This is a genomic window from Pseudomonas sp. TH08, assembly GCF_016651275.1.
GTDB lineage: Bacteria > Pseudomonadota > Gammaproteobacteria > Pseudomonadales > Pseudomonadaceae > Aquipseudomonas.
Map to the genome: position 1 here is coordinate 1,896,386 of NZ_JAEKEE010000001.1, position 16,220 is coordinate 1,912,605.

At 60.4% G+C, this 16,220-nt stretch carries 13 protein-coding genes; 12 read left to right on the forward strand and 1 reads right to left on the reverse strand.

Annotated features, from left to right (window positions below):
• Positions 1-42: 42 nt before the first annotated feature.
• Positions 43-1,116: a tRNA epoxyqueuosine(34) reductase QueG gene (gene queG, locus JFT91_RS08720; RefSeq protein WP_201232119.1), complete on the reverse strand. Its 1,074-nt coding sequence runs from the start codon at positions 1,114-1,116 to the stop codon at positions 43-45.
• Between the two features lie 63 nt (positions 1,117-1,179).
• On the opposite strand from queG, the gene JFT91_RS08725 reads away from it, so the two are divergent.
• From JFT91_RS08725 to JFT91_RS08780, 12 genes are all read left to right on the forward strand, one after another.
• Entirely contained in the window at positions 1,180-2,679 is a 1,500-nt protein-coding gene (locus JFT91_RS08725; protein ID WP_201232120.1) for an NAD(P)H-hydrate dehydratase, read from the forward strand.
• Positions 2,667-3,137, forward strand: coding sequence for a tRNA (adenosine(37)-N6)-threonylcarbamoyltransferase complex ATPase subunit type 1 TsaE (gene tsaE, locus JFT91_RS08730; protein WP_007967425.1), 471 nt, complete (start codon positions 2,667-2,669; stop codon positions 3,135-3,137). The genes JFT91_RS08725 and tsaE overlap by 13 nt, the downstream gene beginning before the upstream one ends.
• A gap of 51 nt (positions 3,138-3,188) precedes the next feature.
• A complete protein-coding gene (locus JFT91_RS08735) occupies positions 3,189-4,574 on the forward strand; it encodes an N-acetylmuramoyl-L-alanine amidase (protein WP_518524863.1) in 1,386 nt (461 codons plus the stop codon).
• 8 nt (positions 4,575-4,582) lie between these two features.
• Positions 4,583-6,484, forward strand: a complete 1,902-nt coding sequence (mutL, locus tag JFT91_RS08740) for a DNA mismatch repair endonuclease MutL (protein ID WP_201232255.1) — start codon at positions 4,583-4,585, stop codon at positions 6,482-6,484.
• On the forward strand, positions 6,484-7,455 hold the full coding sequence (gene miaA / locus JFT91_RS08745) for a tRNA (adenosine(37)-N6)-dimethylallyltransferase MiaA (RefSeq protein ID WP_201148322.1): 972 nt from the start codon (positions 6,484-6,486) through the stop codon (positions 7,453-7,455). The genes mutL and miaA overlap by 1 nt, the downstream gene beginning before the upstream one ends.
• A gap of 95 nt (positions 7,456-7,550) precedes the next feature.
• Complete coding sequence (hfq, locus tag JFT91_RS08750) at positions 7,551-7,811, forward strand: RNA chaperone Hfq (RefSeq protein WP_007902656.1); 261 nt, start codon at positions 7,551-7,553, stop codon at positions 7,809-7,811.
• A 12-nt stretch (positions 7,812-7,823) separates the two neighbouring features.
• Positions 7,824-9,125 (forward strand): ribosome rescue GTPase HflX, encoded by a 1,302-nt coding sequence (hflX, locus tag JFT91_RS08755; protein ID WP_201232121.1) that lies wholly within the window; start codon positions 7,824-7,826, stop codon positions 9,123-9,125.
• Between the two features lie 96 nt (positions 9,126-9,221).
• The gene (hflK, locus tag JFT91_RS08760; protein WP_201230275.1) at positions 9,222-10,391 is read left to right on the forward strand and encodes an FtsH protease activity modulator HflK; all 1,170 of its coding nucleotides are present in this window, start codon (positions 9,222-9,224) and stop codon (positions 10,389-10,391) included.
• Positions 10,391-11,260, forward strand: a complete 870-nt coding sequence (gene hflC, locus JFT91_RS08765) for a protease modulator HflC (protein WP_008078329.1) — start codon at positions 10,391-10,393, stop codon at positions 11,258-11,260. Before hflK ends, hflC begins: the two co-directional genes overlap by 1 nt.
• A gap of 313 nt (positions 11,261-11,573) precedes the next feature.
• Positions 11,574-12,761, forward strand: a complete 1,188-nt coding sequence (locus JFT91_RS08770) for an ATP phosphoribosyltransferase regulatory subunit (protein ID WP_201232122.1) — start codon at positions 11,574-11,576, stop codon at positions 12,759-12,761.
• Positions 12,762-12,815: 54 nt separating this feature from the next.
• Complete coding sequence (locus JFT91_RS08775; protein ID WP_201148326.1) at positions 12,816-14,105, forward strand: adenylosuccinate synthase; 1,290 nt, start codon at positions 12,816-12,818, stop codon at positions 14,103-14,105.
• 139 nt (positions 14,106-14,244) lie between these two features.
• Positions 14,245-16,179: a methyl-accepting chemotaxis protein gene (locus JFT91_RS08780; protein WP_201230279.1), complete on the forward strand. Its 1,935-nt coding sequence runs from the start codon at positions 14,245-14,247 to the stop codon at positions 16,177-16,179.
• Positions 16,180-16,220: the final 41 nt, after the last annotated feature.

The following is a 16,220-nucleotide window of genomic DNA, read 5'->3' on the forward strand; positions in this document are numbered from 1 at the left end:
ATACAACGCGCTGGCCAGCGGCCTGAGTGCTTAGCTCGCCCTTTATGGGTTTGAAGGTCTGGAGTGCTGTTCCAGCGCCCACTCCACATGCTCCCTGACCAACTCCGACGGATAATCCCGTCGCGCCTTCAACGCCTCCAATACCGGAATCGTTGAAGGCGCATTGCCTAATCCCACCGCCAGATTGCGCAACCAGCGTTCATACCCGGCCCGCCGCAACGGCGAGCCTTCAGTGCTACTCAAAAACTTCTCTTCATCCCACAAAAACAGCTCGGCCAATTCGGCATTGTCGAGATTGTGCCGTGGCTTGAAGTCGCTTTCTCCGGAAGGCTTGGCAAATCGGTTCCACGGACAGACGATCTGGCAGTCATCGCAGCCGAACACCCGGTTGCCGATCAACGGTCGCAGGTCTTCGGGGATGGCGCTTTTCAGTTCGATGGTCAGATAAGAAATGCAGCGTCGAGCGTCCAGCACATAAGGGCCAACAAAGGCATTGGTCGGGCAGATGTCCAGGCAGGCGGTGCAACGACCACAGTGTTCGGTACTGTGCGGATCATCCACCGGCAGCGGCAGATCGACGAACAGTTCGCTTAAAAAGAAATAACTGCCGGCCTTGCGGTTCAACACCAGGGTGTTCTTGCCGATCCAGCCCAGCCCGGCCTGTTCTGCGATGGCTTTTTCCAGCACCGGGGCGCTGTCGACGAAGGCGCGAAAACCGAAAGGACCGATCTCCGACTGAATCTTGTCGGCCAATTGTTGAACACGTTTACGGATCAATTTGTGGTAATCGCGGCCCAAGGCATAACGCGATACGTAAGCTTTTTCCGGTTGCGCCAGACGTTTGGCCATTTCGGTGTCGCCCGGCAAGTAGTCCATGCGCAGAGAAACCACGCGCAAGGTGCCGGGAACCAGTTCCTCGGGGTGCGAGCGTTTGCTGCCATGAGCGCCCATGTAGTCCATCTCGCCGTGGTAGCCGGCCTCGAGCCAGCGCTCCAGGTGCTGCTCATGCTCGGCCAGATCGAGGCCGCTGATGCCGACTTGCTGAAAGCCCAGCTCGCGGCCCCAATCCTTGATCGATTGGGCGAGGGCGGGCAGGTCTGTGGTGATGGCGGACATGAGGCGAGAGAAACCGGAGCTGAGGTGCGTATAATTCTGCCAGACATCGGAGCCCGAAGACGCATGCCGCACACGAAAGATGAATTACCCGACGCGCTGTACGGCGCCGCACAGGTGCGTGAGCTCGACGCGCGGCTGATTGCCGCCGGCACGCCGGGCTTCGAATTGATGCAGCGCGCCGCCCATGCGACTTGGCGGGCGCTGGTGCGACAGTGGCCTTCAGCCAATGAGCTGACGGTGCTTGCCGGGCATGGCAACAATGCGGGTGACGGTTATTTGATCGCCGCGTTGGCGCACCGGGCCGGGTGGTCGGTGCGGATAATCGCGGTTGGCGATCCGCAGCGCTTGCAGGGAGATGCGGCGTTGGCCCATGCCCAGGCGCTGGCTGAAGGGCTCAGCGTGCTCAACTGGACTGCGCAAAGCGAATTGCGCGGCGTCATCCTCGATGCCTTGCTCGGCACCGGCCTTAGCGGTGAAGTGCGTGAGCCCTATGCCGGCGCAATCCAGGCGATCAATGCCTGCGGCTTGCCGGTGACGGCGGTGGATATTCCTTCCGGGTTGTCAGCGGATACCGGGCATGTCCTCGGTGCCGCCGTTCGCGCCGACCTGACGGTGACCTTCATTGGTTTGAAAATCGGCTTGTTCACCGGGGATGCGGCGGATCACATCGGGCATCTGGTGTTTAACGATTTACAAGCCTCGGCCGAAACTTATCGTGACGTTCCTATCAGCGCCAAACGCCTGGGTGCGGCTAATCTTCCCCGATTGGCGCCACGGGCGCCGAGCTCGCACAAAGGCCGTTTCGGGCATTTGCTGTTGATTGGTGGCGATCACGGGTTTGGCGGGGCCATTCTCCTGAGCGCCGAAAGCGCTCTACGCAGTGGTGCCGGCATGGTGTCGCTGGCGACACGCCCCGAGCATGTGCCGGCGGCGCTTTCCCGCTTGCCGGAAGTCATGGCACTGGGTGCGTCATCGGCCAATCAGTTGATGAGTCTGCTGGAAAAGGTTTCGGTATTGGTCGTCGGACCAGGGCTGGGGCAGGCGAGTTGGGGGCGAGCGTTACTTTCCGCCGCCGCCAATGCGCCCTTGCCGCAAGTGTGGGATGCCGATGCGCTGAATCTGTTGGCGAGCGGTTTCGTCAGTCTGCCCAAGGTTTGCGTAATCACTCCGCATCCGGGCGAGGCAGCGCGTTTACTGGGGATCAGTAATGCCCAAGTACAAGCTGATCGCCCGGGCGCAGCATCACAATTGAGTAAAAAATACTCGGCGGTCGTGGTGTTGAAAGGCGCAGGCAGCCTGATCGCTCATCCCGATGGTCGCTTGGCGCTGTGTCATCAGGGCCATCCTGCCATGGCCACGGCCGGGCTCGGCGATGTGCTCGCGGGTTTGACCGGAGCGTTGTTGGCGCAGGGCATGGACGCTTTCGATGCTGCGTGCCTGGCGGTCTGGCTGCATGCCAATGCGGGAATGCAACAAGGTAAATTGGGCCGTGGGCTGGCGGCCAGTGATCTGATTCCAGCCATTCGTCAGTTGTTGGAGGAGCAAGCACCGTGTCTGAAGTAACCCTGTACCTGGCCGATGAACAGGCCATGAGCGACTTTGGCGCACGGATCGCCCGCGTGACCCAGGGCCATGGCCTGATTTTCCTTGAAGGCAATCTGGGGATGGGCAAAACCACGTTGTCGCGAGGGATCATTCGCGGGTTGGGCCACGTCGGCGCGGTAAAAAGTCCGACCTTCACCTTGGTCGAGCCCTACGAGATCGGTGACGTCCGCGCCTTCCACTTCGACCTGTATCGCTTGGTCGATCCGGAAGAGCTGGAGTTTCTCGGCATCCGTGACTACTTCGAAGACGATGCCCTGTGCCTGATCGAGTGGCCCGATAAAGGTGCAGGCTTTTTGCCAAAGCCTGACCTGACCATTACCATTAGCCCGCAAGACAGCGGGCGTTCGCTGAAAATTTTATCCCAGGGCTCGCGTGGCGAAGCCTGGTGTGCCGCTTTGGCATTGGAATCCAATTAAATGATGGGGTTAGGTATGCGCTTTCGCGCGTTGGTGGCTGCCGCTGGACTGATGTTGATGGCAGTAACCGTCAACGCTGTGGCCGATACAAAGGTCAACAGCGTGCGCCTGTGGCGGGCGCCGGACAACACGCGACTGGTCTTCGACCTGAGCGGCCCGGTGCAGCACAGCGTCTTCACCCTGACCGCGCCGGATCGGCTGGTCATCGACATCAATGGCGCCACGCTGGGCGCGCCACTGAAGGTGCAGACCGCGAACACGCCAATCACCGCGATGCGCTCGGCTCAGCGCACGCCGACCGACCTGCGGGTGGTCATCGATCTGAAAAAAGCCGTCACCCCGAAAAGCTTCTCGCTGGCGCCGAACGCGCAATATGGCAACCGTCTGGTGGTCGACCTGTTCGATAACCCGGCCGACGCTGCTCCCGCGCCCGTGCCTGCTCCAACGCCTTCGGTAGCGACCATGCCTGCGGTGCCGGTCACACCTTCCGAACCGGCAATCAAGTTGCCGCCAGCCCCGGCCGGCAAGCGCGACATCATTGTGGTGATCGACGCCGGCCACGGTGGCGAAGACCCGGGTGCGTCCGGCTCGCGCGGCCAGCGTGAGAAAGACGTGGTGTTGCAGATCGCCCGCGAACTGCAACGTCAGGTCAACGGCATGAAAGGCTTCCGCGCCGAACTGACGCGTACCGGCGACTACTTCATTCCGTTGCGCGGCCGTACCGAAATCGCCCGCAAGAAGGGCGCCGACCTGTTCGTCTCGATTCACGCCGACGCCGCGCCGTCTGCGGCCGCCTTCGGTGCGTCGGTATTCGCCTTGTCTGACCGTGGTGCGACGTCGGAGACCGCCCGTTGGCTGGCCGACAGCGAAAACCGTTCTGACTTGATCGGTGGTGCCGGCAACGTCAGCCTCGATGACAAGGACCGCATGCTCGCAGGTGTACTGCTCGACCTGTCGATGACTGCGTCGCTGACGTCCAGCCTCAACGTTGGTCAGAAAGTGCTGACCAATATCGGCCGCGTGACGCCGCTGCACAAACAGCGCGTGGAACAGGCCGGGTTCATGGTGCTGAAGTCGCCGGACATTCCGTCGATCCTGGTCGAAACCGGCTTCATCTCCAATGCCAACGAAGCGAACAAGCTTTCGGCCTCGGGCCACCAGCAAGCGCTGGCGCGCTCGATCAGCAGCGGCGTGCGCCAGTTCTTCCAACAGAACCCGCCACCGGGCACCTACATCGCCTGGCTGCGTGATTCCGGCAAGATCGTCCAGGGCCCACGCGACCACCGCGTCGGCCCAGGCGAAACCCTGGCGATGATCGGTGTGCGTTATCAGGTATCGCCGGCCACGTTGCGCAGCGCGAACAATCTGAAAAGCGATGAGCTGAAAGTCGGCCAACACCTGACCATTCCTGGCACCGAACTGGCGTCCAAAGAATGAACGAGGTGCTGAACGCTGCCGCCCGCATCGAACTGCTCAGCCCACGGCTGGCGAACCAGATTGCCGCCGGTGAAGTGGTTGAACGCCCGGCCTCGGTGATCAAGGAACTGTTGGAAAACAGCCTCGACTCCGGAGCCAAACGCATCGATGTCGACGTTGAACAGGGCGGCGTCAAACTGCTACGCGTGCGTGACGATGGCAGCGGTATTTCTGCCGATGACCTGCCGCTGGCCCTGGCCCGTCACGCCACCAGCAAGATCCGCAACCTCGAAGACCTCGAGCAGGTGATGAGCCTGGGTTTCCGTGGTGAGGCGTTGGCGTCGATCAGCTCTGTGGCACGTCTGACCCTGACGTCGCGCACCCGCGATGCCGATCAGGCCTGGCAGGTCGAGACTGAAGGTCGCGACATGGCGCCTCGGGTGCAACCGGCAGCGCACCCGGTCGGCACCTCGGTGGAGGTTCGCGACCTGTTCTTCAATACCCCGGCGCGGCGCAAATTCCTCAAGACCGAAAAAACCGAATTCGATCATCTGCAAGAAGTGATCAAACGTCTGGCATTGGCGCGTTTCGACGTGGCTTTCCATCTGCGCCACAACGGCAAGACCATCCTCAGCCTGCACGAAGCCCACGATGACGCGGCCCGTGCCCGCCGTGTGGCGGCGATTTGCGGCTCGGGTTTTCTCGAGCAGGCGCTGCCGATCGAGATCGAGCGTAACGGTTTGCATCTGTGGGGCTGGGTCGGGTTGCCGACCTTCAACCGTAGCCAGGCGGACTTGCAGTATTTCTTTGTAAACGGCCGGGCAGTGCGCGACAAACTGGTGGCCCACGCCGTGCGTCAGGCCTATCGCGACGTGCTGTTCAACGGTCGCCATCCGACGTTTGCACTGTTTTTCGAGGTTGATCCGGCGGCGGTCGACGTCAACGTCCACCCGACCAAACACGAAGTGCGCTTCCGTGACGGGCGCATGGTGCATGACTTCCTTTACGGCACCTTGCACCGGGCGCTGGGCGATGTGCGTCCGGAGGATCAGCTTGCCGGTTCAGTGACCACCGCCATCGTCCGTCCGACAGGGTTGGATGCTGGCGAATTCGGCCCGCAGGGCGAAATGCGTCTGGCGGCCAATGCGCTGCTGGAGCAACCGCAGGCGCAACCGGTGTTCAACACAGCATCTGGCGCGCCTGCTGGCGGCGCTTATCAGTATCAATACACGCCGCGTCCACAATCGGCGATGCCCCCGGCCGCTGAGGCTCAAGCGGCTTATCGCGAGTTTTTCGCACCGCTGCCGGAAGCCAACGCCAATGCGCTGCCCGCCGGTCAGGAGGACATTCCACCGCTCGGTTACGCGCTGGCGCAGCTCAAGGGCATCTATATCTTGTCTGAGAATGCTCAAGGCTTGGTGCTGGTCGACATGCACGCCGCCCACGAGCGAATCATGTATGAGCGCCTGAAGATCGCCATGGCCAGCGAGGGCCTCAGCGGCCAGCCGCTGTTGGTGCCGGAATCGCTGGCGGTCAGTCAGCGCGAGGCGGATTGCGCCGAAGAACATGCGGCGTGGTTTCAGCGTCTGGGTTTCGAGCTGCAGCGCCTGGGCCCGGAAACCCTGGCGATCCGCCAGATTCCAGCCTTGCTGAAGCAGGCCGAAGCCAATCGTCTGGTCGGCGACGTGCTGTCCGACTTGATGGAGTACGGCACCAGCGACCGGATTCAGGCGCACCTGAACGAGTTGCTCGGCACCATGGCCTGTCACGGCGCGATCCGCGCCAATCGGCGCCTGGCTTTGCCGGAAATGAACGGCCTGCTGCGTGACATGGAAAACACCGAGCGCAGCGGTCAATGCAACCATGGCCGACCGACCTGGACCCAATTGGGCCTGGACGATCTGGACAAACTGTTCCTGCGCGGTCGTTGATGAGCCAGCTCCCTCCAGCGATTTTCCTGATGGGCCCGACCGCTGCGGGCAAGACCGATCTGGCCATCGAGCTGACCAAGGTGCTGCCGTGCGAGCTGATCAGTGTCGACTCGGCGCTGGTCTATCGCGGTATGGACATCGGCACTGCCAAGCCTTCGAAAGAGCTGCTGGCCGAATATCCGCACCGTTTGATCGACATCCTCGACCCGGCCGAAGCCTATTCGGCTGCGGATTTCCGTCGCGATGCCCTGCAAGCCATGGCGGAAATCACCGCGCGCGGAAAAATTCCGCTGCTGGTCGGCGGCACGATGCTCTATTACAAGGCTTTGGTGGACGGGTTGGCGGACATGCCGGCGGCCGATCCGCAGATTCGCGCGCAGATCGAAGAAGAAGCTGCACGGCTTGGCTGGCAAGCCCTGCACGATCAATTGGCGGTCATCGACCCGGTGTCGGCCGCGCGGATTCACCCGAACGATCCGCAACGCTTGAGTCGCGCGCTGGAAGTTTATCGAGTCAGCGGTCAGAGCATGACTGCTCTGCGCCAGCAACAATCTGCGCAAAGTACTGAAGCAGCCGCTTCGGGACTGCAACAATTGCCCTATACTGTCGCGAACTTGGCCATTGCCCCGGCAAATCGTCAGGTATTGCACGAGCGCATTAAACAAAGATTCACAAATATGTTGGAACAGGGATTCATCGACGAGGTCGTAGCCCTGCGTAATAGAAGTGACCTGCATGCCGGGTTGCCGTCTATACGTGCAGTAGGTTACCGCCAAGTCTGGGATTACCTGGATGGCAAGCTGACATTGGCCGAAATGCAAGAGCGCGGCATCATCGCCACGCGCCAATTGGCCAAACGCCAGTTCACCTGGCTGCGCAGCTGGGAAGATTTACACTGGCTGGACAGTCTTGATTGCGACAATCTGCCACGCGCCTTGAAATACCTTGGGACCATCTCCATATTGAGCTGAGTCCTTGCAATTGCCGTCTATCCTTGGGGGTGTGACGGCCAAAGCCATCTGAATTACCTATTTTTTATTATTGAATCCTTAAAGGAGTGCGGCACATGTCAAAAGGGCATTCGCTACAAGACCCTTACTTGAATACTTTACGTAAAGAGAAAGTTGGGGTTTCCATCTACCTGGTCAACGGTATCAAACTGCAAGGCACGATCGAGTCGTTCGACCAGTTCGTGATCCTGCTGAAAAACACCGTGAGCCAGATGGTTTACAAACACGCTATCTCGACAGTAGTGCCGGTTCGTCCAATTCGTCTGCCTAGCGCAACCGAATCCGAAGCAGGTGACGCTGAGCCAGGTAACGCCTGATAGGAGTCTCCTTTGTTCTTTGAGCGCCACGGTGGTGGTGAACGAGTAATCCTCGTTCACTTGGATGGACAGGACCCTGAGGCGCGCGAAGATCCGCAGGAGTTTCAGGAATTGGCTAATTCGGCCGGCGCCGAGACCGTTGCGTTTTTTAACGTGCCGCGTCATCGGCCAACCGCCAAATACCTGATTGGCAGCGGCAAGGTCGAGGAACTGCGCGACCTGGTCAAAGCTGAAGAAGCCGATCTGGTGATTTTCAATCACATCCTCACGCCCAGTCAGGAACGTAACCTCGAACGTGTTTTCGAGTGTCGCGTGATCGACCGTACCGGTCTGATTCTCGATATTTTCGCCCAACGCGCCCGTACCCATGAAGGCAAGCTCCAGGTCGAACTGGCCCAGCTTGACCACATGAGCACCCGGCTGGTTCGTGGCTGGACTCACCTTGAGCGTCAGGGTGGCGGTATCGGCATGCGCGGTCCGGGTGAAACCCAGCTGGAAACCGATCGCCGTTTGCTGCGGGTCCGCCTGCGCCAGATCAAGGGCCGGCTGGAAAAAGTGCGCAGCCAGCGCGAACAGTCGCGACGCGGCCGATCGCGTGCGGATATCCCTACCGTGTCTCTGGTGGGCTATACCAACGCCGGTAAATCCACACTCTTCAACAACGTGACGAAATCCGACGTCTACGCGGCTGACCAATTGTTTGCCACGCTGGATCCGACCCTGCGCCGTCTGGATATAGACGACCTGGGGCCGATTGTTCTGGCCGACACGGTGGGCTTCATTCGTCACTTGCCGCACAAGCTGGTCGAGGCATTTCGGTCTACGCTCGAAGAGTCGAGCAACTCCGACCTGCTGTTGCACGTGATCGATGCAGCCGAGCCGGATCGCATGTTGCAGATCGAGCAGGTGATGGTGGTGCTGGGCGAGATTGGAGCCCGGGACTTGCCGATCCTCGAGGTCTATAACAAACTCGATTTGCTTGAAGGCGTTGAGCCACAAATCCAGCGCGATGAAAACGGCAAGCCCCAACGGGTCTGGCTGTCGGCGCGTGACGGCTCGGGTCTGGAATTGCTTGAACAAGCCATTGCCGAGTTGCTTGGCAGTGATTTGTTTGTTGGCACCTTGCGCTTGCCGCAACGATTCGCTCGACTGCGTGCGCAGTTTTTCGAACTCGGTGCGGTGCAGAAAGAAGAACACGACGAAGAAGGCATCAGTTTGCTGGCCGTTCGTTTGCCCCGGGTCGAGTTGAATCGACTGGTAAGCCGCGAAGGATTGCAGCCGATGGAATTCATCGAGCAACACACTTTGCAATAAAAGCCTGAAAAAGCGGTTGTGCCGCGACGGCAGGCATTCTGTAGCATTGGTCGGCGCGCCGTGGGTGCGTCTTTGCTTTATCAGATGGAGAGCGCTATGGCTTGGAATGAGCCGGGTGGCAACTCGAATAATCAGGATCCTTGGGGTGGCAAGCGCCGCAATAACGGCGACCGCAAGGGGCCACCAGATCTCGACGAGGCCTTCCGAAAGCTGCAGGAAAGCCTGAACGGGTTGTTCGGTGGTGGAAAAAAACGTGGTGATGACGGCGGTGGTTCGGGCAGGAGCGGTGGTGGCTTCGGCGGCCTGCTCGGCATCGGCCTGGTCGTGCTCGCGGCTGTCTGGCTGTACAGTGCGGTTTACGTGGTCGATGAGCAGGAGCAAGCCGTGGTGCTGCGCTTCGGCAAGTACTACGAGACCGTTGGCCCGGGCCTGAACATCTACTTCCCGCCGATCGATAAAAAGTACATGGAAAACGTAACGCGTGAGCGTGCGTACACCAAGCAGGGCCAGATGCTTACCGAAGACGAGAACATCGTCGAAGTGCCGCTGACCGTGCAGTACAAGATCACCAACCTGCAGGACTTCGTGCTGAACGTCGATCAGCCGGAGATCAGCCTGCAGCATGCGACCGACAGCGCCCTGCGCCACGTGGTGGGTTCGACCGCCATGGACCAGGTGCTGACCGAAGGTCGTGAGTTGATGGCCAGCGAAATCAAGGAGCGTCTGCAACGCTTCCTCGATACCTATCGCACCGGTATCACCGTCACCCAGGTCAACGTACAGAGCGCAGCGGCACCGCGTGAAGTGCAGGAAGCCTTCGATGACGTGATCCGCGCCCGTGAAGACGAGCAGCGTTCGCGCAACCAGGCTGAAACCTACGCCAACGGCGTCGTGCCGGAAGCTCGTGGTCAGGCCCAGCGCATCCTTGAAGATGCCAACGGTTATCGCGACGAAACGGTCTCGCGTGCCAAGGGTGAAGCGGATCGTTTCACCAAACTGGTTGCCGAGTATCGCAAGGCTCCTGAAGTCACCCGTCAGCGTCTGTATCTGGACACCATGCAGGAAGTCTTCAGCAACACCAGCAAGGTACTCGTGACCGGTAACAAGAACGGCCAGAGCAACCTGCTTTACCTGCCGTTGGACAAAATGATTCAGAACAGCTCGGGCAGCAATGCGCCGGTCACTGGTTCGGCCGCCGCCAGCAATACGGATGTCACGCCGCACGTCACTGACCTGCCGCAGTCGCGCACAAGGGAGACCCGCTGATGAGCAATAAATCGCTGATCGCCCTTATTGTTGGCGTCGTTGTGCTACTGGTTGGCTGGAACTGCTTCTACATCGTCGCTCAGACCGAGCGTGCGGTGCTGCTGCAATTCGGTCGTGTGGTTCAGGCTGATGTTCAGCCGGGTCTGCATGTGAAAGTGCCTTACGTTAACCAGGTGCGTAAATTCGACGCACGTCTGATGACGCTGGATGCACCGACACAGCGCTTCCTGACCCTGGAAAAGAAAGCTGTGATGGTCGATGCCTACGCCAAGTGGCGCGTGAAAGATGCCGAGCGCTTCTACACCGCAACGTCGGGCCTCAAGCAAATCGCCGATGAACGTCTGTCGCGTCGACTGGAATCCGGTCTGCGTGACCAGTTCGGTAAGCGCACCCTGCACGAAGTCGTGTCGGGCGAGCGTGATGCGCTGATGGCTGACATCACCGCGTCGCTGAACAAGATGGCGGAAAAAGAGCTGGGTATCGAAGTGGTCGATGTCCGGGTCAAGGCCATCGATCTGCCTAAAGAAGTAAACCGCAGCGTGTTCGAACGTATGAGCACCGAGCGTGAGCGTGAAGCTCGCGAGCATCGCGCCAAGGGTAACGAACTGGCCGAAGGCATCCGTGCCGACGCCGATCGTCAACGCCGCGTGCTGCTGGCTGAAGCCTATCGTGAATCCGAAGAGATTCGCGGTGACGGTGACGCCCAGGCCGCTGCGATCTACTCCAAGGCTTACGGTCAGGATCAGGAGTTCTACGGTTTCTACCGCAGCCTGCGCGCCTACCGTGAAAGCTTCGCGAACAAATCCGACGTCCTGGTCCTCGACCCAAGCAGCGACTTCTTCCGTTACCTGGAAAAGTCCAAGCCTTGATACGACGTTGACCTGAATCATTCCGCCCGGCGGCTAAAACCTCGGGCGGGGTGATCCTTTGGGAAAACGTGTGTATGATGCGGCAGCCGGGAAATTCCCGGCTTTTTTGCGTCTGCACGTTTGATTGCTGTTTTTTGTTGCAGGCATCGGGTTGAATGGCCCGAGAGTATTTCGAGGAAAGTGATGGGCGAAGCCGATAACAGGCCTTTCGCCGCGTCGTTCATGCGCGTGCGTTTTGAACGGATCGGTCATTTTCTGCTTCACTCAAGGCTCGCCCGCAGGCTGGCCGCCCGGATCAAAGGGGAATGGCGTAATGGCAACGGTAGACCGCTGGCTGCTGCCAGATGGCATCGAAGAAGTACTGCCACCGGAAGCGGCGCGCATTGAAGTAGCGCGTCGTCAGGTGTTGGATCTGTTCCAGAGCTGGGGTTACGAGTTTGTCGTGACTCCCCATATCGAGTACCTGGAATCCCTGCTGACCGGCGCGGGCCAGGACCTGGATCTGCGTACCTTCAAGGTCATCGACCCGCAATCGGGCCGGCAGATGGGTTTTCGTGCCGACATCACGCCGCAAGTGGCGCGTATCGATGCGCACACCCTGCGTCGTGAAGGCCCGAGCCGTCTGTGCTACGCCGGCAGCGTGCTGCACGCTCAACCGCGTGCCCTGTCGTCGTCGCGCAGCCCGATCCAGTTAGGCGCCGAGCTGTACGGCGATGCCAGCCCGAGCAGCGACGTCGAAGTCATCAGTCTGATGCTGGCCATGCTGCAACTGGCCGACGTGCCGGACGTGCACATGGACCTTGGTCATGTCGGCATTTACCGTGGCCTGGCGCGTGCCGCCGGTCTGTCCGGTGAAGTCGAGCAGCAGTTGTTCGATGCATTGCAACGCAAGGCCATCGACGAGGTCATTACCTTGACCGAAGGCTTGCCGGCCGATCTGTCCGGCATGCTGCGTGCGCTGGTTGACCTGTGTGGCGGCCGTGAAGTTTTGACGGCTGCACGCGAGCGTCTGGCCAATGCGCCAGCGCCGGTGCTCGCGGCACTGGAAGATTTGCTGGCCATCGCCGAGCGTTTGTCGGCGCGCTTCCCGCAGTTGCCGCTGTACTTTGACCTGGGCGAACTGCGCGGCTACCACTACCACACCGGTGTGGTGTTCGCGGTGTTCGTCCCGGGCGTAGGCCAGTCCATCGCTCAGGGCGGTCGTTACGACGACATCGGCGCCGACTTCGGTCGCGCTCGTCCGGCGACTGGTTTTTCCACCGATTTGAAAACCCTGGTGACCCTGGGGCGTGCTGAGATCGAGCTACCGTCTGGCGGTATCTGGATGCCTGACAGTACGGATGCGGCACTCTGGCAGCAGGTTTGCCAGTTGCGCAGTGAGGGTCAGCGTGTCGTTCAGGCTTTGCCTGGGCAACCTTTGGCCGCCGCCCGTGATGCGGACTGCGACCGGCAATTGATTCAGCAGAACGGGCTTTGGCAAGTATCGCCACTGGCTTCTTGAGTTTTCCTGCCGGCCATCGCCGGCACCAAGTTTGCGCGAATGAGGACAAGTGTTATGGGTAAGAATGTCGTAGTCCTGGGCACCCAATGGGGTGATGAGGGCAAAGGCAAGATCGTTGATCTGCTGACCGAACATGCTGCCGCCGTAGTGCGCTACCAAGGTGGCCACAACGCTGGCCACACCCTGGTGATCGACGGCGAAAAAACCGTCTTGCACCTGATTCCGTCGGGCGTGCTGCGCGAAGGCGTGCAGTGCCTGATCGGCAACGGTGTAGTGGTTGCACCAGACGCCCTGCTGCGCGAGATCACCAAGCTGGAAGAGAAAGGCGTACCGGTGCGTGAGCGTCTGCGTATCAGCCCGTCCTGCCCGCTGATCCTGTCCTTCCACGTAGCGCTGGACCAGGCCCGTGAAAAGGCCCGTGGCGAGCTGAAGATCGGTACCACCGGTCGCGGCATCGGCCCGGCGTACGAAGACAAGGTTGCACGTCGTGGCCTGCGTGTTGGCGATCTGCTCAACATGCCGCGCTTTGAAGACAAGCTGCGTGAACTGGTGGAATACCACAACTTCATGCTGGTGGGTTACTACAAAGAGCCGGCCATTGACTACGACAAGACGCTTGCCGAGTGCAAAGAATACGCTGAGCTGCTCAAGCCGCTGATGCTCGACGTGACTGCCGAGTTGCACGACCTGCGTCGCGCCGGTAAAGACATCATGTTCGAAGGCGCCCAGGGCTCCCTGCTGGACATCGACCACGGTACCTACCCGTACGTGACCAGCTCCAACACCACCGCTGGCGGCGTTGCGACCGGTTCGGGCGTTGGCCCGATGTTCCTGGACTACATCCTGGGCATCACCAAGGCTTACACCACTCGCGTCGGTTCGGGCCCGTTCCCGACTGAGCTGTTCGACGAGGTCGGTGCACACCTGGCCAAACAAGGTCACGAGTTCGGTGCTACCACCGGCCGTGCCCGTCGTTGCGGCTGGTTCGACGCCGTTATCCTGCGTCGCGCTATCGACGTGAACAGCATCTCGGGCATCTGCCTGACCAAGCTGGACGTACTCGACGGCCTGGAAACCATCAACATTTGCGTCGGCTACAAAGACGCGCAAGGCAACGCCGTTGCTCCGACTGACGCTGACAGCTACGTGGGCCTGCAGCCTGTGTACGAAGAAGTGCCAGGCTGGACCGAATCGACCGTGGGTGCCAAAACCCTGGAAGAGCTGCCTGCTAACGCTCGTGCTTACATCAAGCGCGTTGAAGAATTGATCGGCGCGCCGATCGACATTATTTCGACGGGCCCGGATCGCAACGAAACCATCGTTCTGCGTCATCCGTTTGCTTGATAAGTTGTTGATGTAAAAAACAAAGGCCCCTTAATCGGGGCCTTTGTCGTTTATGCCTGTAGGACGGCATGACCTTTGCTGTGAATCTTCCTACAAGAGTGCCATCAATTTAATGGCGTCAGAAGTAGAGGTATTCACAGTGTCGGCCGTTCTCTCACTGTTACAAAGCCGGTTGTTGCGGCCTGTGTTCGTTACCCTTGGTATCGCCCTTTTGGTGCAGGTGTTGGTGGCGGTTGCCCTGACGCGGAGCACCGTGACGGCGCTGGAAGCAGATCTTGCACTGCGCCTCGGTGCCGACAGTCAGAAACTGTCCGGCGAACTGGAGCAGGCGGGACGTGAAGTCACGTCGAGCCTCGATGCCTTGTCCACCAGCACTCGTCAGCGTCTGACCGCCGGTCTGTCCTCGCGGCTGAAGGACGAGCAGGCGCAGCTGCGTACGACATTGGAAAAGGATCTCAAGGATTCGGCCAATGACATGGCGCAGTTGCTGGCCTCGGTCGCCCCGCGCGCCATGTGGGACAGCGATGTGCCGACGCTTTCCGAGTTCGCCCGCCGTGCCCAGCGCAATCCCAACGTGCTGTTCGTGGTGTACGACGACGCCACCGGTCAACACCTGACCCGCTATCTCAATCGCGAAAACCCGATCAACAAGGCCTTGCTGGAAAAGGGCCAGGGTGAGCGCGCGCTGGATAAAGTGCTGGACGCGGCGAAGAACGATCCGTCGGTCTACTACCTCGAGGCTTCGATCAATCCCAACGGCGTGGAAATCGGCAAGGTGTTGATGGGTGTTTCCACCGCTTCGGTCGAAACCGATCTTGCTGCGCTGGATAAACGTTTTTCGGCGCTGATCGCCAGCAGTGATCAACTGGTCGGCGACAGTCTCAAAGGTGCAGCCGCAGACAGCGCCACAGCGATGCGCGCACGCCTGCAATCGGCACAGTCCACCGCTGCCGAGATGAAAGCCAATACCGCCAGCACTGTGCAAGACGCCGCCGCGACCCTGCGCTGGAGAATCGGCATGGGCCTGGCGCTGGTGGGGCTCGGTGTGCTGCTGTTGCTGGCCGTGGTGTTGGGTCATCGTGTGGTCAACCGACTGAAGATGCTCAACGCGGCCATGGATGATCTTGCTGCCGGTGAGGGCGATCTGACCAAGCGAGTGCAGATCAACAGCAAGGACGAGATCGGCGACATGGCCTCTGCGGTCAATCGCTTTGTGGATAAGTTGCAACCGATCGTGCGCGAGGCGGGTGACGTGGCTCAGCGTACCGGCGTGGAAATCGGCGCGATGACCCTGCGCAATGCCGGTGCCGACGCCGCAGCGGGTATGCAGCGTGACGAAGTCGCCGAAAGCCTGCGCGCGCTGTCGCAAATGGCTGACGAGGCGCAGTCGGAAAGCCACGCGATGCAGGCGGCGTTGAAGCAGGTGGTGGATATCCGCCAGGCCACGGATGAAAACACCCGCACGTCAGCCAAGGTTGGCGGCTTGATCGAAGCGCTGGCCGGGCAAGTCGATACCGGGGCGAAAGTCATCGAGCGACTGGCTCAACAGAGTGAGCAGATCGAAGTGGTGCTTACGGTGATTCATGGCATCGCCGAGCAGACCAACTTGTTGGCATTGAACGCGGCCATCGAAGCGGCAAGGGCCGGCGAGACCGGGCGTGGTTTTGCAGTAGTGGCGGACGAAGTGCGTGCGCTGGCGAGCAAAACGCAAAGCTCCACTGGCGACATTCAGGCGCACATCGTTGCCCTGCAACAGGGCGCGCGTGAAGCGGTAGAGGCCATCGGTCAGGCCGGTCGCCAGGCCAGTGAAGGGTTGCTGGTGTTGCGTGACAGCGCGCGGTTGCAGCAGTCGGTGCAGGCATCGGTCGAGCAGGTGCATGCGGCAATTGGTCTGGCGACGCAGGCCGCCGCGCATCAGGCGCAAGGCGCACAGGCAGTGCGCGGGCGGGTCGAAACGATTCACGCGCAGGCCGAAAAAGCGGCTCAAGCGGTGGTGGAAACCACGGCGAGTGGCAAGGTGCTGGATGGTCTGGCGGCGCAGCTCAAGGCGAGTCTGGGGCAGTTCAGGGCTTGATGTTGTCTGGTAGGGCCACATCGCGAGCAGGCTCGCTCCCA